Origin of the sequence: Flavobacterium luteolum, assembly GCF_027111275.1 — a bacterium.
Lineage (GTDB): Bacteria > Bacteroidota > Bacteroidia > Flavobacteriales > Flavobacteriaceae > Flavobacterium > Flavobacterium luteolum.
Genome location: NZ_CP114286.1, coordinates 2,575,387 through 2,599,767, shown reverse-complemented (window position 1 = coordinate 2,599,767; position 24,381 = coordinate 2,575,387). Strand labels below are relative to the sequence as shown.

Sequence of the window (24,381 nt, the reverse complement as noted above, 5' to 3'; positions counted from 1 at the left end):
AATAAAGTAAAATTCAATAATTTAAATTCAAAAACCTAATAAAAGTTAACTTACTCATCAGTAGATTTTTTTAGCATTTTGTTACACTAATTTTTTTTAATATAATATATAAAAAAACTACTTTTGCAGTCTCAAAATCATAACTACACAATGAGCACAACAAAAAAAATACAATCGGCATTAATTTCTGTTTTTTCTAAAGATGGATTAGAACCAATTGTTAGAAAATTACACGAACAAAATGTAACACTTTATTCAACTGGCGGAACTGAAGATTTCATCAAAAACCTTGGTATTCCAGTAGTTCCTGTTGAAGATATTACTTCTTTCCCTGAAATTCTTGGAGGAAGAGTAAAAACTTTACACCCGAAAATTTTTGGAGGTATTTTAAATCGTCAGGATAATGAAAGCGATGTTCAGCAAATGAAGGAATTTGACATTCCTCAGATTGATTTGGTAATTGTTGATTTATATCCTTTTGAAAAAACAGTTGCTTCTGGAGCAAGCGAACAAGATATTATTGAAAAAATCGATATTGGCGGAATTTCATTAATTCGTGCTGGTGCGAAGAATTTCAAAGACACTGTAATTGTGGCTTCTGTAAACGAGTACAGTTTACTTTTAGATTTGATTACAGAGCAAGATGGAGCAACAACTTTAGAGAACAGAAGATTGTTGGCTACTAAAGCATTCCACGTTTCATCTCACTACGATGGAGCTATTTTTAATTATTTCAATACAGACGAGACTATTTACAAAGAAAGTATTGCAAATGGTCAAGTTTTAAGATACGGTGAAAACCCTCACCAAAAAGGATTCTTCTTTGGAGATTTTGATGCAATGTTCAAAAAACTTCACGGAAAAGAATTATCATACAACAATTTACTAGATGTTGATGCCGCGGTTAATTTAATTGCTGAGTTTAAAACTGACGGACCAACATTCGCGATTTTAAAACACAACAATGCTTGCGGATTGGCTTCAAGAAAAACAATTAGCGAGGCTTATTTAGCTGCTTTAGCTTGTGATCCTACTTCAGCTTTTGGAGGAGTGTTAATTTCTAACACTAAAATTGATTTAGAAACTGCACAGGAAATCAACAAACTATTCTGCGAAGTTGTAATTGCTCCAGCGTATGATGACGAGGCTGTTACGGTGTTACAAGAGAAGAAAAACAGAATTATATTAGTTCAAAATGAAGTTGAATTACCAGCGCGTCAAGTAAGAACTTGTCTTAATGGTTTGTTAATTCAGGACAGAAATAATATTACGGATAATAAAGAGCATTTAAAAACCGTTACAATTACAGAACCTACTGCTCAAGAAATCGAAGATTTGATCTTTGCTTCTAAAATCTGCAAGAATACAAAATCAAACACTATTGTATTTGCTAAAAACGGAACATTGATTTCATCAGGTACAGGTCAGACTTCAAGAGTTGACGCTTTAATTCAAGCTGTTGACAAAGCAAAAGCTTTTGGATTTGATTTAAATGGAGCTTCGATGGCAAGTGATGCATTTTTCCCATTTCCGGATTGTGTAGAATTAGCTAAAAAAGCAGGAATAACTGCTGTAATTCAGCCAGGAGGTTCGATTAAAGACGAATTAAGTATAAATTATTGCAATGAAAATAATCTTGCAATGGTATTTACAGGAACTCGTCATTTTAAACATTAATTTGTTTAACTTTGTTCGATAAATAATTTATAACATTTTAAACCCCTAAAAAACTTATGGGATTTTTTGATTTCATGACCGAGGATATTGCGATAGACCTTGGAACCGCAAACACTTTAATCATTCATAATGATAAAGTTGTCATTGATAGTCCATCTATCGTTGCACGTGATAGAGTATCAGGCAAAATCATTGCTGTTGGTAAGGAAGCCAATATGATGCAAGGTAAAACACATGAAAACATCAAAACTATAAGGCCTTTGAAAGATGGTGTAATCGCCGATTTTGATGCTTCGGAAAAAATGATCAATATGTTCATTAAAAGTATTCCTGCATTGAAAAAAAGAATGTTTACCCCAGCTTTACGTATGGTTGTATGTATTCCTTCTGGTATTACTGAAGTGGAGATGAGAGCGGTGAAGGAATCTTGTGAGAGAGTAAATGGAAAAGAAGTTTACTTGATTCATGAGCCAATGGCAGCGGCAATTGGTATTGGTATTGACATTATGCAACCAAAAGGAAACATGATTGTGGATATTGGAGGTGGTACAACAGAAATTGCTGTTATCGCATTAGGCGGAATTGTATGTGACAAATCTGTAAAAATTGCAGGTGACGTTTTCACAAACGATATCGTTTATTATATGCGTACACAACACAACTTATTTGTTGGAGAAAGTACTGCTGAAAAAATTAAAATTCAAATTGGAGCGGCAATCGAAGATTTAGATGGCCCACCAGAAGATATGTCAGTTCAAGGTAGAGATTTGCTTACTGGTAAACCAAAACAAGTAGATGTTTCTTACCGTGAAATTGCAAAAGCTTTAGACAAATCTATTCAGCGTATTGAAGATGCGGTAATGGAAACATTATCTCAGACTCCGCCTGAATTAGCAGCAGATATCTACAATACTGGTATCTATTTAGCTGGTGGTGGATCTATGTTGAGAGGTCTTGACAAACGTATTTCTCAAAAAACAGATTTACCTGTTTACATTGCCGAAGATCCTTTAAGAGCTGTTGTTCGTGGTACAGGAATGGCCCTTAAAAACATTGCTAAATTTAAAAGCATCTTAATTAAATAAGATCAAAAAATAACAATCAATTTACTTTTATAAGGGTCAAATTTATACTTTTTGACCCTTGTAAAAACTGAAACTTTTAAGCATATCCTGAAACAAAATAACCAGACAAGAAATGCAGCAAATATTTAATTTCATTATAAGAAACAGTAATCGATTGCTGTTTTTGCTGCTTTTAGGTATATCGTTAGGACTCACGATTCAATCTCATTCTTATCACAGAAGCAAAATAATCAGCTCGGCAAATTTCTTAAGCGGAGGTGTTTATGAAAAAATCAATCGTGTTAATGAGTACATGAATTTAAGAGCCGAAAACGACGAACTTGTACTTGAGAACGCAAGATTAAAAAGTCTTTTATTTAATAAAGAAGACACATCCAAATTACCTTTACCAGATACCATTAAAGGTGTAAAACCTGCTGATATTATTGTATCAAAAGTAATTCATAACACGTACAGCACACACGAAAACTTTCTTACTTTAAATTCTGGATCCAATGATGGCGTAAAACCAGACATGGGAGTAATAAACAGTTTAGGAATTGTTGGTATCGTAGATGACACATCACCAAGATATTCTACCGTTGTGAGTATTTTGAACATGAAATCTCAGATTAATGCCAAGTTGAAAAAATCAAATCATTTTGGTTCTTTGACATGGGATGGAAAAAGTACAGGATTTGTACAGCTAAGAGACGTTCCAAGATTAGCTTCAGTTAGAAAAGGAGATACAATTGTAACAGGAGGACAGTCTGTAATTTTCCCTGAAGGGATTAATATCGGAACTGTTGAAACAATTTACAAAGAAACCCAAACAAGTTTTTATGTTATAAAAGTTAAGCTATTTAACGATATGACAAACTTAGGACACGTCTATATTATCAAGAGTAAGGACAGAGAGGAACTTATTAATTTAGAAAACAAAGAAAAAAATGAATAGCGCTCTGTTAGTCAATATTTTTCGATTTATTATGTTACTGGCAATTCAGATTGTTATTTTCAACAATATGAATTTCTTAGGATATATAAGTCCCTTTCCGTATATCTTGTATATCATTCTTTACCCTGTAAACAGCAATAAAGCAGGATTAATTATTTCTAGCTTTTTCTTGGGACTAATAATGGATATGTTCTGTAATTCTGGCGGAATACATGCAACTGCCTGTGTTATTTTAGCCTATTACAGGCCTTACATTTTTAAATTTTCTTTTGGTTTAAGTTACGAGTATCAAACCATTAAACTGAATGATTCTCTAACACCTGAACGATTTTCATTTATACTGGTCTCGGTTTTAATGCACCATATTGTATTATTTGTTTTGGAAGCATTTCAGTTCAAATTCATCTGGGACATTTTGCTCCGAACATTATTTAGTTCTATCTTTACTATAATCACCTCAATAATAATAATTTATCTTATTAAGCCCAATAAACGATGAGAAAAGTCTTGCTGCCCACTATAATTATTATTGCAGCGTCTTTGCTAGTGATTAGGATTTTTTACTTGCAGATTATTGATGATTCTTTTAAACTGAAATCGGAAAATAATGCGATAAAAAAAGTATATGACTATCCTGAAAGAGGTTATATTTATGATCGTAACGGAAAACTTCTTGTTGCGAATCAGGCTTCTTATGACATCATGGTTATTCCAAGAGATATAAAAAAGGACTTAAATATTGCCGAATTTTGCGCCCTTTTAAATATCACTGAAGAAGAATATCATAAACGTATTGAAAAAGCAAAAGTCTACAGCCCAAGACTTCCTTCTGTATTTTTATCACAGCTGAATAAAAATGAATTTGCCGCTTTTCAGGAAAAAATCAGAAAATATGATGGTTTTTACTTCCAGAAAAGATCACTTCGCGATTACGAAGTAGATTACGGAGCCAATATATTTGGTTTTATTACACAGGTGAACGAAAAACAGATCGAAAAAAATCCCTACTACAATAGTGGTGATTTAATTGGAAAACAAGGTGTAGAAGAAAGCTACGAAGAAATTTTACGCGGAATAAAAGGTGTAAAATACATTCAAAAAGACAAATATAATCGAGAAATTGGCGCTTATAAAGAAGGAAAATACGACACCATCGCTGTAGCTGGAGAAGACATCAATTTAACTATTGATGCTGAACTTCAAAAATATGGCGAGGAATTGATGATTAATAAGCGAGGAGGAATTGTTGCCATTGAACCTAAATCTGGAGAAATTCTAGCATTGGTTACTGCCCCTTCTTATGATCCAGGTATTTTAGTAGGGCGCCAGAGATCTAAAAATTATACACTTTTATATCACGATTCTATTGCAAAACCTTTATATGACAGAGGGCTTTTAGCAGAGTACCCTCCAGGCTCTCCATTCAAAATCCTAACTGGTTTGGTTGCACTTCAAGAAGGTGTTGTAAATGAACAAACTACTTTTATGTGTCATCATGGATTTAGTTATGGTGGAGGCCGATTCATGAAATGCCACGGTTTTGGTCCGCATCAATTGCATAACGGAATTTACAATTCTTGCAACACTTATTTTGGCCAAGCCTACATGCTGACAATCAATAAGTACAAGGATCCTGGAAAAGCTGTAGATGTTTGGAGCAATCACGTAAAAAGTTTTGGATTAGGCCAATTCATGGGATATGATTTGCCTACTGGAAGACGAGGAAATATTCCCACTTCTAAAACCTATAAAAGAATTTATCCTAATGGAGGATGGAGAAGCTCAACTATTGTATCTAATGCAATTGGTCAGGGAGAGGTTTTGATGACACCTATTCAATTGGCCAACATGATGGCCACTGTCGCAAATCAAGGCTACTATTACACTCCTCATATCATTAGAAAAATTGAGGGGGAAAAAATAGACGAAAAGTTTACGAAAAAACACGTCACCACGATTGATCAAAAATATTTCCCGCCTGTTATTAGCGGATTATTTGATGTTTACAACAAAGGTACCGCTTATGCTCTTAGAGTAGAAGGAATCGATATTTGCGGAAAAACAGGAACAGCAGAAAATTATGCTAAAATAAACGGCAAGAGAGAAAAACTTAAAGACCACTCTATATTTGTTGCTTTTGCCCCAAAAGACAATCCGAAAATTGCTATTGCAGTTATGATTGAAAACGGAGGTTTTGGAGCAACAGTAGCAGGTCCGATTGCGAGTTTAATGATTGAAAAATATCTAAGAAAAAAAATCACAAGAACAGATCTAGAAGTAAGAGTATTAAATAAAAGCTTACTTTCGGAATATGCTAAAGTAGGCGGAATAAGTGATGCTCTTAAAATTGAATCTGTGCCAAAAGATTCTGTATTACAAGCTAAAATTATAAAGCCAAAAGCACCAGCTACAACGGCACCAAAAACTGAAGTTAAAAAAACAGCGGTAGACACAACTAAGAAAAACTAAGAAAGATTATTTCAAATGAAAAATCAAAGTGTAAAAAATAATATTGATTGGATAAGTGTCTTTATCTACATTGCGCTGGTAACTTTAGGTTGGCTTAATATTTATTCGTCTTCTTTATTATCAACCGATGGAACCTATCAAAAACAGCTGATTTTTATCTGCTGTACTATTCCATTGATATTTGTTGTGCTTTTTGTTGATGGTAAATTTTATGAAAAATATGCCAGTATTATATTTGGAGTTTCCTTATTGTCTCTCGCTGGATTATTTCTCTTTGGAAAAACCATTGCAGGACAGCGATGCTGGTATGCCATAGGAAGCTTCACTTTACAGCCATCTGAGTTTGCAAAAGCAGCAACTTCTTTGGCGTTGGCAAAATACTTAAGTGATACACAAATCAACTTAAAAGAAACCAATAGACAAATCCAAGCTTTGGCTATTATGCTTTTGCCTGTAATATTGATTTTACCACAGCCAGACCCTGGAAGTGCTTTAATTTATAGCGCGTTCATCCTTGTTTTATATAGAGAAGGTTTGCCTTCTTGGTATGTTTGGACAGCATTTATAACTATTGTTCTTTTCGTTCTTACTTTAATTTTAGAACCATATGCTGTTATTGGAATGGCTTTTATCGTGTTGGCCATTATACATTTTAAAGGCAGAGTAGTTGACAGAAATATTATTTTAAGCGGTATTTTATTGGTCTTAATTTCTGGATTTGTTTTCTCTGTTGATTACGTATTTGACAATGTTTTTAAACAACACCACAGAGATCGTTTCAATATTTTACTAGGTAAAACTGTAGATATGAAAGGGATTGGATACAATACCAACCAATCTGAAATTGCCATTGGATCCGGAGGATGGATCGGAAAAGGCTTTCTTGAAGGTACACAAACCAAAGGAGGATTTGTTCCTGAGCAACATACCGATTATATTTTTACAACTGTTGGTGAAGAATGGGGTTTTGCAGGTTCTTTTGTTGTTATTCTACTTTTTGTTAGTTTATTACTTAGAGTAATTTACTTAGCAGAAAGACAGAAGACAAAATTCAGCCGAGTTTACGGATATTGTGTTGCCGCAATTCTCTTTATACATTTCTTTGTAAACATCGCCATGGTAATTGGAATTTTCCCAACAATCGGGGTTCCTCTGCCCTTCTTTTCGTATGGAGGTTCTGGACTCTGGGGATTTACTATTTTGCTGTTTATTTTCCTTAAAATGGATGCCAATAAAGTGAATGAATGGTAATGTTTAAAATATTCAATTTCTAAATCGCAAATTTCAATTAGAAATTACTTTTATACAACTAAATAATTTAACCTAAAGCTGTAATTACGTTTTAAAAACTAATTACAGCTTTTTTGATTTTACACTTACTTCATTAACTTCCATTTTATTTGCCAAGTAAGATATGTATCATATAATGGAAATCTCAATAATAACTAAACAACAAGCATAAAAAAATCCGAAGTTGTAGCTTCGGATTTTTATTATTCTTTTTATTGATTATATCTGTTCGTTTGGTGTCTTTTTAAGTAATTTTAATAGAACAGGAAACGTTGAAATAATGATGATAATGATAATAATATATTCAATATGTTTCTTTAAATCTATTCCTTGTTTTAAGAATACGCCGTATAAATAATGTCCTGCGAAGATCAATATAAACGACCAAAGGAAAGAACTCAAAACATTATAAAACATAAACTTCTTTTTGTCCATCGAAACGATTCCAGCAACGATTGGAGCAAAAGTTCTAAAAATTGGTAGGAAACGCGCATAAATGATTGCTTTTCCTCCATATTTTTCAAAAAAGTCTTTTGATTGAAGCAGGTACTTTTTCTTAAACCAGAAAGTATCTTCTTTTTTAAACAAATAATAACCGCTTTTTGCACCAAACCAATAACCAGTCATATTACCTAAAACACCCATTATAGCAACAGCAGTTGCAAGCAGAAATACATTTAGAAAGTCATTCGGAATATAGGCAACATTTTCAATTAGATCACGACTGTAAATACCCGCTAAGAAAAGCAAACTATCTCCAGGCAGAAAAAAACCTGCAAAAAGTCCTGTCTCAGCAAAAACTATAAACAGAACAATAAACAACCCAATCTGAAAACCTCCGACGCTTAAAGTAATATAAAATTCAGGGTTTAGTAACTGAGTCCATTCAAAATTATTCATAAATGTGATTGGTTATTTTTTATAGTTCGTGAAAGTAACAATAATTTACCTTAACCACAATAAAATGCAGTATTTTAAACATAAATTAACTATTAAAAAAAGCCCAAACTAGTTGCTCGGGCTTCTCTAATTATTATTCTCTTACATACTTGCAACAGCTGTGTAAGTTGTCATAATCTTCAGTAGTCGATTTAACTTCCTTAGTATCATGACCTGCCTTTGCTATTGCTTTATTTAAATCTGAAGGAGAACATTTCTCTTCGTTTAAAATAACCGAAAGCTGGTGCGAACCAACATCCCAAGTTGCCGTTTTTACTCCCGGAACGCCGTAAGCTGCTTTTTCAATTCGCTTCTTGCATTGTTCACAGTTTCCGTTTACTTCTGTAGTGTATTTTAAATTCTTATTTTTTTTAGTTTGAGCCTGAGCTGAAAAACCCAGAAAAACCATCATTGCGATTAAAACTATTTTATTCATTGTATTTAATTTTATTGTTATTGAAATTGATTTTTGATATTGTTATTTAATTTTAAATCTAAGTCCTGCATAATACATTTGTCCAAAAATTGGCGCGTATGCAATCGATGCATCAAAATTAGGCCCAAAAGGATCATTTGCTCCTAAAATTGCTTTTTCTTGTTTGTAATTTCCAATATTTTCTCCTCCTATATATACTTCAAAAACTGGCGAAAATACGCGGGTAACTTGCGCATTCATTACCGCATACGATGGTGAAAAATCAGGAAACTGATCTCCCGCAGGATTTGTGGCAGTATAAGGCAACTGCTGTTTTCCTGACCAATTATAGGTAAAATCAAATCTCCATTGTTTGTCGTTATTCATCGTAGTTTCGTATTCTAGATTTCCTAAGAAACGATGTTTTGCCTGTAACGGACGCTGAAATGTTCCTCTCAAATAATCGGTCTGAATATCGTAATATTTGTAAGCTGTTCTTAAATTTAAGTTACGAATCAATTCGTAATTAAACTCGAGTTGAAGACTGTTTGCAAAAGAACTTCCTTTCAAATCGTAAAACAATACTTGTTGCGGACTTTGCATCACATCTACAACTGCCTGATTTTGAAAATCGGTTCTATAAAGATCAAAACCTGCGTCGGCATTTCTGTTGAAAAGACGGAATTTCTGCGAAAAACTCACACCATAATTCCATGCAATTTCTGGATTTAATCCGTACACTTTTCCACTAGAATCTAAAATCGAAAAAGTTCTTGAACTAGCGAAAAGCTGCTGATTCTCGGCAAAGATATTAGCAGAACGTTTTCCTCTTCCTGCAGAAAAGCGAACTACTCCATTCTTCCAAGGATTATATCTCATGTGCAATCTTGGCGTAACAAAAAGTCCCAATCGGTTATGATTGTCAACTCTTCCTCCTAAAATCAAACTGAAATTGTCTGTATTATCGTAAGTATATTCAAAGAAAGCCCCAACAGAGTTATCAATTCTGCTTACATCGGTTACGTTTACAAATTCCTGATATTGGTCGTAAGTAAAATTCAGACCCGTTGAAAACTTATGCATCGTATTATTGATGATCGAATTGAAAATCAAATTAGAATAAAAACTATTTTGCTTGATATCATATTGATTCAAACCATAATAAGAATCCTGTTTATGACTATTAAATGCATTTTGAAAACCAATACTTTGGAATGGCATGTCTTTAAATACATATCCGATTTTTGTAGAAACATCAAAACGCTCTGTATTGATTTCTGAACCCCAATAATTAGTTGTGCCGCGATCACGATCTTTATCAAAATTAACTTCTCCAGTTTGCTTTTTATCATTCATATATCTGAAATTGATAAAACTTACCAAACCACTTTCTGGATTATAATATTGATAACGATTTAAAACATTAATTTGTTTCCCTAACGGATTATCTAGAAAACCATCTTTGTTCATATCGTTTTTTGCTACACGGGCATTTCCATGAACAAACAAACTAGTAGCCCATTTATCTGATAATTTTTTATTAAAATGAGTATTTAATTCAAAACGAGAATCGGTTGAACCATAAGCGTTCAGAAAGAAAGGAATATCATTTAACGGTTTTAAAAGTTCTGTATTAATCTGCCCTGAAATACTCTCATAACCATTTATAACACTCCCCGCACCTTTTGTAATTTGAACACTTTCAATCCATGTTCCTGGTGTAAATGATAAACCGTAAGCTTGAGAAGCTCCGCGAACAGAAGGAATATTTTCTTCTGTAATCATTAAGTATGGACTCGTTAATCCAAGCATTTTGATTTGCTTGGTTCCTGTTAAAGCATCAGAAAAATTAACATCGATTGACGGATTAGTCTCAAAACTTTCTGCCAAATTACAGCAAGCTGCCTTAAGCAGTTCCTTACTGGTAATTACAGATGTATTGGCTGTTACTGTAAAGGATTTTTTAATCCCTTTTTGCTTTTTAGTAATTTTTACTTCTTGCAGATCTTCTTGTGAAAAGGCAGAAATAGAAAGTAAAAACGCTGCAAAAAGCATTATATTTTTTTGCATAAAAAATGATTTTAATGTTTAAATAGAATTACATTTTTGATGTTTTTACAAGAACAAAAACAATCAAAATGTAAAACACAAAGTCTTAATCAAGACCTGCATTTCATCTTAACATTAAAATCAGGAATAGAAAATATACTGATGGTATAATTTAAATAAGGGGGGTGCATTTGCATCAGCATAATACGAGAGAACTTCTTTCTTTTTAAAAGTTGGAATTTCTAAAAAGACTAGAGGTTTATAATCTTGTACAACAGCCGGAAAAGCAAATTGAAAAAAGAAGAATTTAATGGTCGCGTTGTCTGATTTCTTTTCGAAATGAACAACTTTATCTTTACAGCAAGAATTTTCTTTTTCTTTAGAACCGCAACATTTCTTTTCAACAACTGGTTCTGCCGTAGTTTTTAAAGAAACTGAAGCAATTTCTCCGCCACAATAGTGCACATCAAAAGCAAACCCAATATTGGAAACCAATAAAAGGAGCGCTAAAAACAGACCTGTACACTTTTTCAAATTCATACTGCAAAGCTATTTAAAAACCGCATAAAAAAAACCTAAACAAATGTTATTTTTTAGTTTTTTGAAGCTGATAGTAAAATCCAGGAATAAATAATAGCACTAAAATGGGCTGAATTAAAAATCGACGCACATAAAAAAGAAGCCAATTGCAGTCTGGAAAATATTCGAGAATAATATAAAATGCGATTAAAAACAAGGCTAAAAATAAACCGTACACCAATAGACTAAACTTAAAAATATCACGATCTTGAAATAAGGCAAAAATTAGCCAAAGAGATAGAGCCGAATTTAAACAATAACGAAAAAAAAGTCCCGCGAAAAGTTTTAGGTCTTCTACTGGAGGATGTGGAATGGAATGAAAATCGGCATTAAAATATATCAGAAATGGATCATAAAACAATTTCCTTTCAAATGTTCTAATTAAAGCCAAACCTATTACAACAACAATTGCAGTAAAGATTTTAAATCTATTCTCTTTTAAATTATTTAGCATACTTTGAAAATCTATTGATCCAGAAAATCCATAAAATAAAAACATATCCGTAAATCATCAAAGGAAAAAAAGTTCCATGCAGAAAACTGGTATATTGCGAAAAGTGGTACACAAGTACAATTAGAAGTGAAATTCTAACAATATTTAAAATATAAATAGATATAAGTCCAAAGATTATAAATAATAGCGTCTTTTTTAAATTTCCTGAAAAAGCGGCTACAAACGACACAAAAAGTATCATCACGCTTACAGCATTACAGCCTTCGGTTATGTGCGCTATAAATCTGCCATTTAAAATAATGTCTTGCCAAGGATTTTGTGAATTTTTCTGAATTAATACATCGTAACCAAAAAGCTTTAGCAATTGTTCTGAGTTTTTGCCAGAAATCATCGTTATAGCATCAAGATCTTCTGCTTGATAGCTGTTTAAATAAAATTTATAAAGCAGTGTAAAAACAATATAAGTCAGAAAAAAGATGCTTATAAAAATTAGAAATGGCCTAAACTGGACTAAATATTTTTTCAAGAGATTTTTTTTTCAAATTTATATATTTTTTGAGTTTAGCTTTAAATACTTTTGTATAAAATTTAATATCATGACATTTCAAGAATTACAACCAAAAATAAGTGCAATTGTCGCTGACAATGAAACAAATAGAGACGAAAAATTATTAGCAGTTTGCAAGCTATTAAACGAGAATATAGAATATTACAATTGGGTTGGCTTTTATTTTGCCAATCACGATACTAAAACTTTGCATCTAGGCCCATATGTTGGTGCAGAAACAGATCATACAGTTATTCCGTTTGGTAAAGGAATCTGCGGTCAAGTTGCCGAAAGCAATGCCAATTTTGTAGTCCCTGACGTTAAAGCACAAGACAATTATATTGCCTGCAGTTTAACAGTTAAATCTGAAATCGTAGTTCCGCTTTTTGTAAATGGAGTAAATATTGGCCAAATTGATATTGACAGTCATGTTATTGATCCGTTTACAGAAGCCGACGAAAGATTTTTAGAATTTGTAAATCAAGAGGTTGCTAAATTATTCTAAAAAAATTATCTTTAAGAATAAAAAATAGAACTGAATGAAAGGAAACAGCTTACTCTTTTTGCTTCTGATTATTTCAGTTCAACTTTCTGCGCAAATTAACATGGTTTCTAAAAAAATCTTTTTAGACTCGTTAAATCAGGAATGCACGCCCGACAATTATAGTTACACAAGAGTAATTACAAATTATTCTCAAAAAAGCATTCGCTACGTGGTAACAGATTTCTATAAAAATGGAAGAAAGAAAATGACCGGCAATACTCTGGATCGTGATGTTTTAAAAAAAGACGGAGAGTTTATCTATTATTATAAAAACGGAACCAAAGAAACTGTTGTAAATTATACTGATGATCATAAAAATGGCAAAGAGATTAGTTGGTATGAAAATCAAAGCAAAAAGTGCGAAAAACAAAATATCTGGGATTCTAAAACAAAAAAACAGCAAACCTTAGTTCTGAACTGTTGGGATCAAAATAAAAATCAGATTGTAACGGACGGAAATGGTGAGTTTGAAGAAACTGATAAATTTATCACACAAAAAGGCAATATCAAAGATGGATTGAAACAAGGCATTTGGGAAGGAAGCGATAGTCTGCGAAAAATTACATTTGTTGATAATTATGATCGTGGAGTTCTAATTTCTGGCGTAAGTATAGATGAAAGCAATATCAAATTTTCTTATTCTTCTTTAAGCGAAAAACAAGCAGGTAAAAAAGTTCAGAAAATAAAATAATAATAGTTGCTCATGAATTATCAAATATTATTTTTACTACAAAAAAGCTGATGAAAAAAAACTTCTTCTTAATTCTTATTTCTTTAACCTCGCTTACTATTTCTGCACAGAAAAATTCATCAAGAGCTGTTTATCTAGACTCTTTGTATCGTGAAACATTAGAAGAAAATCATAAATATAAAAGAGTAATAGAGGATTATTTTTTAAACAAAGACAGCTATAAGGTAATAGAACTATACAAGTCTGGGGCAAAAAAAATGGTAGGAACAACCTTAAATAAAGATATCATTAAAAAAGATGGCACCTTTGTTTACTTTTACGAAAATGGCACTAAAGAAGCTATTATAACTTATTCTGATGGCTGGAAAACGGGCAAAGAGTATAAATGGTATGACAATGGGAATTCTAAATTTGAAAAGGAAAACATTTATGACCCTAAAGCCAAAACTTTAAAAACACTCCTTATAAGATTTTGGAATAAAGAAAATCAACTCACTGTAATTGATGGAAACGGAGAATGTGATGATAATGATGAAGATTTTCAGGAAAAAGGAAAAATAAAAGACGGATTAAAACAAGACGTTTGGTATGGCAAGGATTTAAAAAACAAAGTTAGATATACTGAGACTTACAACAAAGGAAATCTGGTTTCTGGAATAAGCACTGACAAAGACAGCTTAAAATATTCCTATTCAAAAATATTTGAAAAACCAACTCCTGAAGTAGGCATGGATAATTTCTACAAAAACATTTCTGTTTACTACAAAACTCCAGATGAAGCCTTTAAAAATAAGGTGCAAGGTCAAATCTATGTTACTTTTGTTGTTGACGTAATGGGGAAAATTACAAAACCAATAATAATAAAAGATTTAGGCTACGGAACAGGTGAAGAAGCTGTAAAAGCTTTATATTCTGCTGGAAACTGGATCCCTGGAAAAATTAGGGGAATAAAAAGATCCACCCTTTTCTCTATACCTATAACAATAAGAGGTAAATAATGTAGATTTGAAAGCATCTATATCCTTAAAAAAGAATTTATTACCCATTATTTTAAGATTCTTTTATTTTTGTTTGATTCTTTTGATTTTTTAATCTAATTTTGCACCCGTCTTACAAAAGTTGTATGACATACATAAAAATCATTAAATAATATTGGAATGTATTTAACTAAAGAAAAGAAAGAAGAAATCTTCGCACAACACGGTGGTGCAACAAACACAGGAAGCGCAGAAGGTCAAATCGCATTGTTCACTTACAGAATTTCTCACTTAACTGAACACTTGAAAAAAAATCGTCACGATTACAACACTGAGCGTTCTCTTGTACTATTAGTAGGTAAAAGAAGAGCGTTACTTGATTACTTGAAAAAGAAAGAAATTAACAGATATCGTGAGATTATCAAAGTATTGAATATCAGAAAATAATCAATATAGAAAAGAGGTGCGAAAGTGCCTCTTTTTGTTTTTACATTACTGCTGTTTATAATAAGCATATTACAAGAAAAAAAGTTTGGTTTTTCATTGGGTTTTAGATAACAACAACTACTCACAACAACAACTACAACACAACTAAAACCCATTGTATAATCAATAAGGAAAAAATTTATGATTCCACAATTATTTGTAGAAAAGATCGATTTAGGTGATGGCAGAAGCATCACAATCGAGACAGGACGTTTAGCTAAACAAGCTGATGGTTCTGTAGTAGTTAGAATGGGCGACACTATGATTCTTGCAACTGCAGTTTCAGCTCGCACATCAAACCCAGGCGTTGATTTTTTACCGTTAACGGTAGATTACCGCGAAAAATTTGCAGCAGCAGGTCGTTTCCCAGGAGGTTTCTTTAAAAGAGAAGCACGCCCAAGCGACAGCGAAGTATTGACAATGAGATTAGTTGACCGTGTATTGCGTCCGCTTTTCCCAGACGATTACCATGCTGAAACACAAGTTATGATTCAGTTAATGTCTCACGACGAAGAAGTTATGCCAGATGCATTAGCTGGTTTAGCAGCTTCTGCAGCATTAGCAGTTTCAGATATTCCATTTTACAACTTAATTTCTGAAGTTCGTGTAGCACGTATCGACGGAAAATTAGTAATCAACCCAAGCAGAGAAGAATTAGAAAAATCAGACATCGATATGATGATTGGAGCTTCTATGGATTCTGTAGCAATGGTTGAAGGTGAGATGAAAGAAATCTCAGAAGCTGAAATGATCGAAGCAATTAAGTTTGCTCACGAAGCTATCAAAGTTCAAATTCAGGCTCAATATCGTTTACAGGAAGCTTTTGGTAAAAAAGAAATCCGTACTTACGAAGGTGAGAAAGAAAACGAAGAAATTTACAAAAAAGTAAAAGCTGCAGCATACGATAAAATCTATGCTATTGCAAAAGTTGGTTCAGCTAAACACGAAAGAGGCGCTGCATTTGCTGAAGTAAAAGAAGAAGTAAAAGCTTTGTTTACTGAAGAAGAATTAGCTGCTGACGGTGATTTAGTTTCAAAATATTTCTACAAAACAAACAAAGAAGCTGTTCGTAATGTAGTTTTAGAATTAGGTGTTCGTTTAGATGGTAGAAAAACTACAGATATCAGACCAATCTGGTGTGAAACTGATTATTTACCAAGAGTACACGGTTCTTCTTTATTTACACGTGGAGAAACTCAAGCTTTGGCAACTGTAACTTTAGGAACTTCTAGAGAAGCAAACCAAATCGATTCTCCATCTGAACAAGGTGAAGAGAAATTCTACTTACACTATAACTTCCCTCCTTTCTCTACTGGTGAAGCAAAACCATTAAGAGGAACTTCAAGAAGAGAAGTTGGTCACGGTAACTTAGCTCAAAGAGCTTTAAAAAATATGATTCCTGCAGATTGTCCTTATACAATTCGTGTTGTTTCTGAGGTTTTAGAATCTAACGGTTCTTCTTCTATGGCAACAGTATGTGCTGGTACAATGGCTTTGATGGATGCTGGAGTTCAAATGGTAAAACCAGTTTCTGGAATTGCTATGGGATTGATTACTGACGGAGAGAAATTTGCTGTATTGTCTGATATCTTAGGAGACGAAGATCACTTAGGAGATATGGACTTTAAAGTAACTGGAACTGCTGACGGTATTACAGCTTGTCAAATGGACATCAAAATTGATGGTTTACGTTATGACATTATGGAGCAAGCTTTGGCTCAAGCTCGTGATGGACGTTTACACATTTTAGGAAAATTAACTGAAACTATCGCTGCACCAAGAGCTGACGTAAAAGCTCATGCACCAAAAATCATTACCAGAACTATTCCTGGAAACTTTATTGGAGCATTAATTGGCCCTGGTGGAAAAGTAATTCAAGAATTACAAAAAGCTACTGGAACAACTATTGTAATTAACGAAGTTGATGAGCAAGGTGTTATCGAAATTTTAGGTACAGATCCTGCTGGAATTGAAGCAGTATTAGCAAAAATTGCTTCTATCACTTTCAAACCAGTATTAGGAGAAGCTTACGAAGTGAAAGTTATCAAAATGCTAGATTTTGGAGCTGTAGTTGAATATACTGCTGCACCAGGAAACGAAGTATTGCTTCACGTATCTGAGCTTGCTTGGGAACGTACTGAAAACGTTGCTGACGTAGTTAAAATGGGAGATGTTTTCCAAGTGAAATACTTAGGAGTTGACCCTAAAACTAAAAAAGAGAAAGTGTCTAAAAAAGCACTTGTTCCAAGACCTCCGCGCGAGGAGAAAAAAGAGTAATCAGATCTTAGTTTACTAAAGGTTTATTTATAAAAAACCCCAATTCATTTATTTGAATTGGGGTTTTTAAGTTTTACAGCTATTTTCCAATCTAAAATCACAAGGTTAAAACACTAAACTACAACGTTTTCAGGAAACACATTATAGATTAAATAATGTTGTTGGTTTAAAAATCAATGTTGTTGGTTTAATTTATTTTTTAAAGGATTGTCATTAACATAGTTTTATATAGAAAATAGCTACACAAAAACTAAAATTTTGATGAAAAAAGGTATTGCAAGGTCAAGAATTAATAACCCAACATTATTTATTACTATCTCTTTTAAATTCAAACTATATTGTAAAAACCAATCATCTAAAATCATAAACCACTCAACAATAGTTTTCATCCTTTTATTGCTTTCAATCAACGGTTTTTCTCAAACCAATGAAAAAAAAGAAGTCTCCAATTATTTTGACAAAATTGCTGGCGAAGAGATTTTAAACATCAATAATGGCAAAATTCATATTGATCCTTATAATTTAAAAAACAGCCATAATTATTATTTAAATAAAAACTTTGTTAAAGGTTCTGTTTTTTATGACAACCAGTTTTATGAAAATGTCCTCATAAAGTATGACATATACAAGGATCAACTTGTTAAATCGTTTGCAAATAATACCGCATTCGGCATAACTCTGATAAATGAAAAAACAGATTACTTTTTCATTGAAGATAAAAAGTTTATCAATATTGACACTAAATATAAATTCCCCAAAGTCATCACTGGATTTTTTGAAGAAAAGTATTTAGGCAAAAAAATCTCCTTATACATTAAGCACTTTAAAACTGCAAAAGAAATTATAGTTGAAACTACTTTGTATACAGAATTCAAAGAAGTGAGCGATTATCAGCTTCTTTATAATTCAAAATTTACGCCTGTAAATACACAAAAAAGAAATCCTCGCAATATTTCCTGACCTAAAAAAAGAAATAAAAGATTATTACAAAAAAAATAAACTTTTAGAAGAGACAGCCCCAAACCTATTTAAAGCAGATTTACTAAAATTTATTGATAACAATTTATAAGCTCTATTTCTAAATCTAAATGAAAAAACACTTTCTCTTCTGTTTATTTTTGTTACTGCCACTCTTTCTTTTTTCTCAGGAAAAAAATGTTTCTGTAGCATATTCAAATGTAACACGAAAAAAAGCTATCGAAATAATTGAAAAAAACACATCTTTTCATTTCTATTTCGAAGACCAATGGCTATCTAAAGATGAACTTATTTCGGGCGAATTTAAGAATACATCTATTACAGTAATTCTAGATGCTGTTTTTAATAACACAACCATAAATTATATTATTGACAACAATAATATAATTCTGAGCAATGGCCTTTTAATATCAAACCCGATTACTGAAAATTATTTCAAAAACACTGAAAATAAAACTGTTAGCAAAATAAGTGCTTTGCAAGTTGTTCCAATTTATAATAAACAGTATCTAAATGATTCTAAGAAAGATTCAGACTCTATAATTTCTTTAGGAAAACAGTCTTTAATAAACACATCTCAAACTTATACCTTATCAGGCTACATTAAAGACAGAATTTCAGGAAAACCAGAATACAATATCACCATCAAAGTAAAAGATAAAGACATAAGCACCACAACTGATGCAAATGGCTATTATAGCTTTAGAGTTCCTGCAGGAATCAATATAATTGAGACACAATCATTAAATCATCAATCAAAGACCAAAAAGATTGTGCTTTATAATAATGGAAAGGTTGATTTTAATTTAGATGAAAATGTAAATGCACTTAAAGAAGTTGTTATTGAAAATAAAAGAACAAAAAATACAGCTTCGGCAGTTGCTGGTCTTACAAGCATTAATGTTGAAAACATCAAAAATGTACCTTTAATTCTGGGTGAAAGAGATATTTTTAAAGTTGCGACAACACTTCCAGGGATAAAAACGGCAGGAGAAGGTTCTGCAGGATTTAATGTGCGTGGAGGAAAAGATGATCAAAACTTGTTTTTACTTGACAACGCTTCTCTCTACAATCCATCTCACTTTTTGGGTTTCTTTTCTTCTGTAAATCCATTTACAACCAAAACAGCCGATATCTACAAAGGAAGTATTCCTGCTGAATTTGGAGGACGCCTTTCTTCTGTTTTTGATATCAAATCTAAAAGCGGAAATACCGAAAAAGTTTCTGGTGAAGCGGGAATTGGCCCTGTAATGAGTAATGTAACACTCGAACTTCCGATAGTAAAAGGAAAATCAAGCTTGTTATTTGGCGGCAGAGCGAGTTATTCTGATTGGATTCTAAAAACCATTAAAGAACCTGAATTAGACAATAGTCAAGCTTCATTTTATGATTTGCTTTTAAAATACAATCACCAAATCTCAAAAAAAGATGATCTGGAAACTTCCTTATATTATAGTCATGACAAATACAGTATTAATTCAGATTCTATCTACAAATACAGCAATTTATTAGCAACAGTAAAATGGGATCATGATTTCAATCTAAAAAACAAATCTTCATTAATTGTTACAAATAGCCAATATAAATTCAACATCAATTACGATTCTCAACCAGAAAAATCATTTGATTACGGCTATAAAGTCAATGAAACTCAGTTTGTTTTTAAAATGAAGTCCAATCTTAATGAAAAACACTTATTTAATTATGGCATTAGCAGTAAATTATACAATATTGAGCCTGGCTTTCTTAAACCAACAACAGACAACTCTCTAATTAAAGATATCACACTTGAAAAAGAAAAAGCGTTAGAGTCGGCTTTATTCTTTACAGAAAATTATAAAGTCAGCGATAAGTTTTTAATTAATTTAGGTTTACGTTATTCTTTTTATTCTGCACTTGGCCCTGCCACTCAAAACATCTACCAAGATGACCAGCCTAAATCTGACAGAACCGTTGTTGATACCAAGACCTATTCTAATAATGAGTCCGTAAAAACTTATGGAGGCTTTGAACCTAGAGTTTCAGCTCGATATTTTATACTTCCAGATCTATCTATAAAAGCGAGTTTTGACAGAACATATCAATATATGCATTTACTGTCTACAAACACTACTCAATCTCCAATGGATGTGTGGAAACTTTCAGATTTAAATACTGAGCCACAATCTTCTAATCAATTCTCATTAGGAGTTTTCAAAAATATAATTGAAAAATCATTAGAACTAAGCGTCGAAGGTTATTATAAACGTTCTAAAAACATTCTGGATTACAAAGTCGGTGCTGAATTATTTTTGAACCAAAACATAGAAACTGAACTTCTGCAAGGAGAAGGAAAAGCTTATGGAGTTGAATTTTTAATCAAAAAAGAAAAAGGAAATTTTAACGGATGGTTAAGCTATACTTATTCGAGAGCTTTAATAAAACTGGATAGCAGATTTGACGCTGAAAAAATAAACAATGGAGATTATTTTCCTACGAATTATGATAAACCACATGATTTTAGCGCTATTCTAAACTACAAATTCACAAAAAGGTATAGTTTGTCAACTAATTTTGTTTACCAAACCGGCAGGCCTGTCACCTTCCCTATTGGATCTTATGACTTAACAGGAGAGCAATTTACTTTATACAGCAATCGCAACCAATATAGAATTCCAGATTATTATAGGCTAGATATAGGTCTTAATTTTGAAGGAAATCACAAAATAAAAAAACTCGCTCATAGCTTTTGGAACCTTTCAGTTTATAATGTTCTTGGGCGAAACAACCCTTACAATGTTTATTTTGTTACTGAAGATAAAAAAATCAAGGCTTATAAAACCTCTATTTTTTCTGTTCCAATTCCAACAATCACTTACAATATCAAGTTTTAATTCATTTATCTCATGCATATGAATTTATCAATAATCAAAAAAAAATCGTTGGCCATTTTTGCATTTGCTTTTTTATCAAGTTGCACAGAACAATATGTATATCAAAATCAAGATTTTGAAGATGCAATGAGTGTTGAAGCCACATTAACAAACGAATTAAAACATCAGGAAATAAACATTTCACGAACAAGACTGGTTAACGATACAATAAAAAAACCAGAATCTGGAGCTAACGTTATTGTTGTTGATAGCGATGGAAATGTATTTAATTTTGACGAAAAAGATGGAAAATATATTTCTGTAAATGAATTTAAAGCAGAACCAAATAAAAACTATCAATTAAAAATAACAACCAGTTCTGGAAAATCGTATGTCTCTTCAACAGAAATTTTGCCTACAGAAAATAGTATTGATCTAGAAACAGAGATTGCAGACAAAGATGGAGCTCGAGGGGTTCAGGTTAACGTTAAAAGTTTTGATCCCACCAATACTTCCAAATATTATCGATATGAATATGAAGAGACGTACAAAATAATAACTCCTTATAATATTCAAACACGTCTCAAATTAGTCCAAAAAAGCGACTATTCTTATAGCTTCGAAAAAGTTCCTGCTGAGCCAAACACTCAAATTTGCTATACAACTAAGCACTCTACAGGAATAAGGCAAACCAATACCGTGAATTTAACTGAAGATCGTGTAAAATATCCTGTCCGTTTTATTAACAACACAGATTATATGCTAACAAATCGTTATAGCATAATGGTTTCTCAATACACGCAAAATCAATCTGCTTATGATTATTATTACAAATCAAAAAAAATGATTGATTCTGGAGAATTACTATCTCCAAATCAGCCAGGATATGTTACTGGAAATATAAAATCAACAACAGATTTACATGAAAAAGTTGTGGGCTATTTTGAAGTTGCATCTGTCTCTAAAAAAAGAATCTTTTTTAATTTCAACGACATTTTCCCCTTAGAAAAGCCTGTTAAATATTTTCAAACTTGCGATGCCAGACCATATGGTTTTGCTGAAATAGAACGACAAAATTATCTCTTACTTAGCACACATGTTTATATAGCAGATGGTCCTGGAGGAATTATTCCCACCAGTTTCATAATGGTTGAAAAAAAGTGTGGCGATTGCACAACATTTTCGTCTAACGTAATACCTTCATTTTGGGAAAATTAAACATCAAATTAGCTTTTCTACTGCTACTAGTAAATTTTACTTTTAAAAGCAGTGCACAAAACAATACTGTTTTGCGTGCAGAATCATTATTAGTTAAAACGAATACCTCAGTAATTCTAACCGGTGAAACTCTATATTACCAATTATACTGTTTAAGTAAGAAGAATGTTTTTTCTGACATTAGTGAAATTGCATATGTAGAAGTAATTAATGACAAGAAAGAAAGTGTCTTTAAAAATAAAATTAGCCTGAAAAACGGAATCGGATCTGGCGATTATTTTATTCCAACCATATTAAAAACCGGAAACTATAAACTTATTGCTTATACAAACTGGATGCTAAACAATAGTACAAATAACTTTTTTGAAAAAGATTTTACCATTATAAATCCATTTCAAGAAAACATTAATATGGTCATTGATAGTTCTTATAACAAAGTTGATGTTTCTCAAGATGTAGCCAAAAACACATCTGAAAATATTGTTTTAAGTCTTGATAAAGAAAAATATTCTAAAAGAGAAAAAGCTTCTCTTATAATACCAAAAACATTAGATCGAGGAAATTACTTTCTAAATATTAGGAAAATAGATCATATGTCTACAGACACAAATGGCGAAACAAGTAGTGCTAATATAAATTTAAACCAAGAAATAAAGGTACTTCCAGAAACAAGAGGCGAAGTTATAACTGGATATATAATTGCAAAAGCTGCAAATTCTAATTTAGATTCTAAAATAGTTACATTATCTGTATCTGGAAAAAATTTCATTTTCAAAACAAGCAAAACAGATCGCAACGGAAAATTCATTTTTTTAATAGATAAACAAACCAATACATCGGACTGTTATGTGCAGTTATCAGAACTTGATAAAGAAAATTACACTATTATAATAGATAAAAATCCAAGTCCAGATTTATCAAATTTAGTTTTCTCCAAAAAGACCTTTATTTCAGCTAAATATTTAAAAGCGATTCAGGAGCGTTCTCTAGCAACGCAGGTCGAAAACGTTTATTTTTCACAGAAAAAAGACAGTCTTATTGAAACTGATAATACCGATTTCTTTTTTCAACCTACCGAAAAAAAATATAATCTTGATGATTTTGAAAGATTTAGAACGTTTAAAGAAACAATAATAGAAATTGTTATCGAACTTAACTTTAAAGATTATAATCAAGTGCCTTCGCTGTATTTAAGAGACATCAGATACAATATCACACAATCTCCCGAACCATGTCTTGTTTTGGTTGACGGACTACAAATTCAGGATATAAATGCACTATTAAATTACAACACTTATCAAATTGAAAGTATTAGCGTTGTAGATAGACCATATTGTTATGGGCCTAAAATATTTAATGGAATAGTCAGTGTCATTACAAAAAACAAGGATTTTGCCACTATTTATAACGACAAAAATGTCTTTAAAACAACGATTTTAAGACCCGAACCTGCAAAAGTATATTTTGAACCAAAATACGATACATCAAGTAATCTTAGCCGAATTCCTGATTATAGATATCAATTAGTTTGGAAACCCAATATTGTTTTTAAAAATAGCGACATGACAATTCCTTTTTATACATCTGATATTTCTGGAGATTATCAGATCAGTTTAGAAGGAATTACCGAAACAGGGAAGTATGTTCATTTTTATAAAACATTCAAAACTGAATAAGTTCTCAGATCTCACTGTGCTGAAGGTCTATTATAGAAACCCCCAATTCGGCAAAGAATTGGGGGTTTCAGCTTATAGAAGAAAACATTATTTTTTAAATTTAAGTTGATTCGAAAATTAAAGATCACTGTTGTCGGCTTTTCAACCCAATTCCTAACTTTTCTTCTAAAATATACTATAAATATACTTTCAAATCAATTCATAAAATTTTTATTACATTTTAACAATATTACGTGATTTT

At 32.1% G+C, this 24,381-nt stretch carries 21 protein-coding genes; 15 read left to right on the top strand and 6 right to left on the bottom strand.

The window, feature by feature from the left end; all coding sequences use genetic code 11:
* The first annotated feature begins 150 nt into the window (after window positions 1-150).
* The 6 genes from purH (at window position 151) to rodA (ending at window position 7,419) form a co-directional block, all read left to right on the top strand.
* Window positions 151-1,677, top strand: a complete 1,527-nt coding sequence (gene purH / locus OZP10_RS11195; RefSeq protein ID WP_281634694.1) for a bifunctional phosphoribosylaminoimidazolecarboxamide formyltransferase/IMP cyclohydrolase — start codon at window positions 151-153, stop codon at window positions 1,675-1,677.
* Window positions 1,678-1,733: 56 nt separating this feature from the next.
* The gene (locus OZP10_RS11190; RefSeq protein ID WP_008466528.1) at window positions 1,734-2,762 is read left to right on the top strand and encodes a rod shape-determining protein; all 1,029 of its coding nucleotides are present in this window, start codon (window positions 1,734-1,736) and stop codon (window positions 2,760-2,762) included.
* Window positions 2,763-2,874: 112 nt separating this feature from the next.
* On the top strand, window positions 2,875-3,699 hold the full coding sequence (gene mreC, locus OZP10_RS11185) for a rod shape-determining protein MreC (protein WP_281634693.1): 825 nt from the start codon (window positions 2,875-2,877) through the stop codon (window positions 3,697-3,699).
* Window positions 3,692-4,198 carry a rod shape-determining protein MreD gene (locus OZP10_RS11180; RefSeq protein ID WP_111379478.1) on the top strand — a complete coding sequence of 169 codons (507 nt, stop codon included), beginning with the start codon at window positions 3,692-3,694 and terminating at the stop codon, window positions 4,196-4,198. The genes mreC and OZP10_RS11180 overlap by 8 nt, the downstream gene beginning before the upstream one ends.
* Window positions 4,195-6,168, top strand: a complete 1,974-nt coding sequence (gene mrdA / locus OZP10_RS11175; RefSeq protein WP_281634692.1) for a penicillin-binding protein 2 — start codon at window positions 4,195-4,197, stop codon at window positions 6,166-6,168. The genes OZP10_RS11180 and mrdA overlap by 4 nt, the downstream gene beginning before the upstream one ends.
* A gap of 15 nt (window positions 6,169-6,183) precedes the next feature.
* Window positions 6,184-7,419 carry a rod shape-determining protein RodA gene (gene rodA / locus OZP10_RS11170; RefSeq protein WP_281634691.1) on the top strand — a complete coding sequence of 412 codons (1,236 nt, stop codon included), beginning with the start codon at window positions 6,184-6,186 and terminating at the stop codon, window positions 7,417-7,419.
* A gap of 258 nt (window positions 7,420-7,677) precedes the next feature.
* On the opposite strand, the gene OZP10_RS11165 is transcribed toward rodA, so the two are convergent.
* The 6 genes from OZP10_RS11165 to xrtF form a co-directional block, all read right to left on the bottom strand.
* Window positions 7,678-8,358, bottom strand: coding sequence for a DedA family protein (locus OZP10_RS11165; RefSeq protein WP_281634690.1), 681 nt, complete (start codon window positions 8,356-8,358; stop codon window positions 7,678-7,680).
* Window positions 8,359-8,491: 133 nt separating this feature from the next.
* Window positions 8,492-8,833 carry a heavy-metal-associated domain-containing protein gene (locus tag OZP10_RS11160; protein ID WP_281634689.1) on the bottom strand — a complete coding sequence of 114 codons (342 nt, stop codon included), beginning with the start codon at window positions 8,831-8,833 and terminating at the stop codon, window positions 8,492-8,494.
* A 42-nt stretch (window positions 8,834-8,875) separates the two neighbouring features.
* The gene (locus OZP10_RS11155; protein WP_281634688.1) at window positions 8,876-10,882 is read right to left on the bottom strand and encodes a TonB-dependent receptor plug domain-containing protein; all 2,007 of its coding nucleotides are present in this window, start codon (window positions 10,880-10,882) and stop codon (window positions 8,876-8,878) included.
* Window positions 10,883-11,002: 120 nt separating this feature from the next.
* Window positions 11,003-11,401: an HYC_CC_PP family protein gene (locus tag OZP10_RS11150; protein ID WP_177211125.1), complete on the bottom strand. Its 399-nt coding sequence runs from the start codon at window positions 11,399-11,401 to the stop codon at window positions 11,003-11,005.
* 46 nt (window positions 11,402-11,447) lie between these two features.
* Window positions 11,448-11,894, bottom strand: a complete 447-nt coding sequence (locus tag OZP10_RS11145; RefSeq protein WP_281634687.1) for an exosortase F system-associated membrane protein — start codon at window positions 11,892-11,894, stop codon at window positions 11,448-11,450.
* Window positions 11,884-12,420: an exosortase family protein XrtF gene (xrtF, locus tag OZP10_RS11140; RefSeq protein WP_281634686.1), complete on the bottom strand. Its 537-nt coding sequence runs from the start codon at window positions 12,418-12,420 to the stop codon at window positions 11,884-11,886. The genes OZP10_RS11145 and xrtF overlap by 11 nt, the downstream gene beginning before the upstream one ends.
* Before the next feature lie 70 nt (window positions 12,421-12,490).
* On the opposite strand from xrtF, the gene OZP10_RS11135 reads away from it, so the two are divergent.
* The 9 genes from OZP10_RS11135 (at window position 12,491) to OZP10_RS11095 (ending at window position 24,140) form a co-directional block, all read left to right on the top strand.
* Window positions 12,491-12,946: a GAF domain-containing protein gene (locus OZP10_RS11135; RefSeq protein ID WP_281634685.1), complete on the top strand. Its 456-nt coding sequence runs from the start codon at window positions 12,491-12,493 to the stop codon at window positions 12,944-12,946.
* 34 nt (window positions 12,947-12,980) lie between these two features.
* A complete protein-coding gene (locus tag OZP10_RS11130; RefSeq protein ID WP_281634684.1) occupies window positions 12,981-13,676 on the top strand; it encodes a toxin-antitoxin system YwqK family antitoxin in 696 nt (231 codons plus the stop codon).
* A 50-nt stretch (window positions 13,677-13,726) separates the two neighbouring features.
* A complete protein-coding gene (locus OZP10_RS11125; protein WP_281634683.1) occupies window positions 13,727-14,674 on the top strand; it encodes an energy transducer TonB in 948 nt (315 codons plus the stop codon).
* A gap of 159 nt (window positions 14,675-14,833) precedes the next feature.
* Entirely contained in the window at window positions 14,834-15,100 is a 267-nt protein-coding gene (gene rpsO, locus OZP10_RS11120; RefSeq protein ID WP_007804772.1) for a 30S ribosomal protein S15, read from the top strand.
* A 180-nt stretch (window positions 15,101-15,280) separates the two neighbouring features.
* Complete coding sequence (locus tag OZP10_RS11115) at window positions 15,281-17,416, top strand: polyribonucleotide nucleotidyltransferase (protein WP_281634682.1); 2,136 nt, start codon at window positions 15,281-15,283, stop codon at window positions 17,414-17,416.
* A 261-nt stretch (window positions 17,417-17,677) separates the two neighbouring features.
* A complete protein-coding gene (locus OZP10_RS11110; RefSeq protein ID WP_281634681.1) occupies window positions 17,678-18,376 on the top strand; it encodes a hypothetical protein in 699 nt (232 codons plus the stop codon).
* Window positions 18,377-18,504: 128 nt separating this feature from the next.
* Window positions 18,505-21,267 (top strand): TonB-dependent receptor, encoded by a 2,763-nt coding sequence (locus OZP10_RS11105; RefSeq protein WP_281634680.1) that lies wholly within the window; start codon window positions 18,505-18,507, stop codon window positions 21,265-21,267.
* Between the two features lie 18 nt (window positions 21,268-21,285).
* Window positions 21,286-22,464 carry a DUF4249 domain-containing protein gene (locus OZP10_RS11100; RefSeq protein ID WP_281634679.1) on the top strand — a complete coding sequence of 393 codons (1,179 nt, stop codon included), beginning with the start codon at window positions 21,286-21,288 and terminating at the stop codon, window positions 22,462-22,464.
* On the top strand, window positions 22,452-24,140 hold the full coding sequence (locus OZP10_RS11095) for a hypothetical protein (RefSeq protein WP_281634678.1): 1,689 nt from the start codon (window positions 22,452-22,454) through the stop codon (window positions 24,138-24,140). Before OZP10_RS11100 ends, OZP10_RS11095 begins: the two co-directional genes overlap by 13 nt.
* Window positions 24,141-24,381: the final 241 nt, after the last annotated feature.

Excerpts from the sequence above, each read along its gene's own strand:
- OZP10_RS11105 (WP_281634680.1), top strand. The coding sequence starts at position 18,505 with ATGAAAAAACACTTTCTCTTCTGTTTATTTTTGTTACTGCCACTCTTT.
- OZP10_RS11150 (WP_177211125.1), bottom strand. The coding sequence starts at position 11,401 with ATGAATTTGAAAAAGTGTACAGGTCTGTTTTTAGCGCTCCTTTTATTG.
- OZP10_RS11165 (WP_281634690.1), bottom strand. The coding sequence starts at position 8,358 with ATGAATAATTTTGAATGGACTCAGTTACTAAACCCTGAATTTTATATT.
- OZP10_RS11160 (WP_281634689.1), bottom strand. The coding sequence starts at position 8,833 with ATGAATAAAATAGTTTTAATCGCAATGATGGTTTTTCTGGGTTTTTCA.
- mreC (WP_281634693.1), top strand. The coding sequence starts at position 2,875 with ATGCAGCAAATATTTAATTTCATTATAAGAAACAGTAATCGATTGCTG.
- OZP10_RS11130 (WP_281634684.1), top strand. The coding sequence starts at position 12,981 with ATGAAAGGAAACAGCTTACTCTTTTTGCTTCTGATTATTTCAGTTCAA.
- OZP10_RS11110 (WP_281634681.1), top strand. The coding sequence starts at position 17,678 with ATGAAAAAAGGTATTGCAAGGTCAAGAATTAATAACCCAACATTATTT.
- OZP10_RS11190 (WP_008466528.1), top strand. The coding sequence starts at position 1,734 with ATGGGATTTTTTGATTTCATGACCGAGGATATTGCGATAGACCTTGGA.
- purH (WP_281634694.1), top strand. The coding sequence starts at position 151 with ATGAGCACAACAAAAAAAATACAATCGGCATTAATTTCTGTTTTTTCT.
- OZP10_RS11135 (WP_281634685.1), top strand. The coding sequence starts at position 12,491 with ATGACATTTCAAGAATTACAACCAAAAATAAGTGCAATTGTCGCTGAC.
- OZP10_RS11100 (WP_281634679.1), top strand. The coding sequence starts at position 21,286 with ATGAATTTATCAATAATCAAAAAAAAATCGTTGGCCATTTTTGCATTT.
- OZP10_RS11115 (WP_281634682.1), top strand. The coding sequence starts at position 15,281 with ATGATTCCACAATTATTTGTAGAAAAGATCGATTTAGGTGATGGCAGA.
- OZP10_RS11180 (WP_111379478.1), top strand. The coding sequence starts at position 3,692 with ATGAATAGCGCTCTGTTAGTCAATATTTTTCGATTTATTATGTTACTG.
- OZP10_RS11125 (WP_281634683.1), top strand. The coding sequence starts at position 13,727 with ATGAAAAAAAACTTCTTCTTAATTCTTATTTCTTTAACCTCGCTTACT.
- OZP10_RS11155 (WP_281634688.1), bottom strand. The coding sequence starts at position 10,882 with ATGCAAAAAAATATAATGCTTTTTGCAGCGTTTTTACTTTCTATTTCT.
- OZP10_RS11145 (WP_281634687.1), bottom strand. The coding sequence starts at position 11,894 with ATGCTAAATAATTTAAAAGAGAATAGATTTAAAATCTTTACTGCAATT.
- rodA (WP_281634691.1), top strand. The coding sequence starts at position 6,184 with ATGAAAAATCAAAGTGTAAAAAATAATATTGATTGGATAAGTGTCTTT.
- mrdA (WP_281634692.1), top strand. The coding sequence starts at position 4,195 with ATGAGAAAAGTCTTGCTGCCCACTATAATTATTATTGCAGCGTCTTTG.
- rpsO (WP_007804772.1), top strand. The coding sequence starts at position 14,834 with ATGTATTTAACTAAAGAAAAGAAAGAAGAAATCTTCGCACAACACGGT.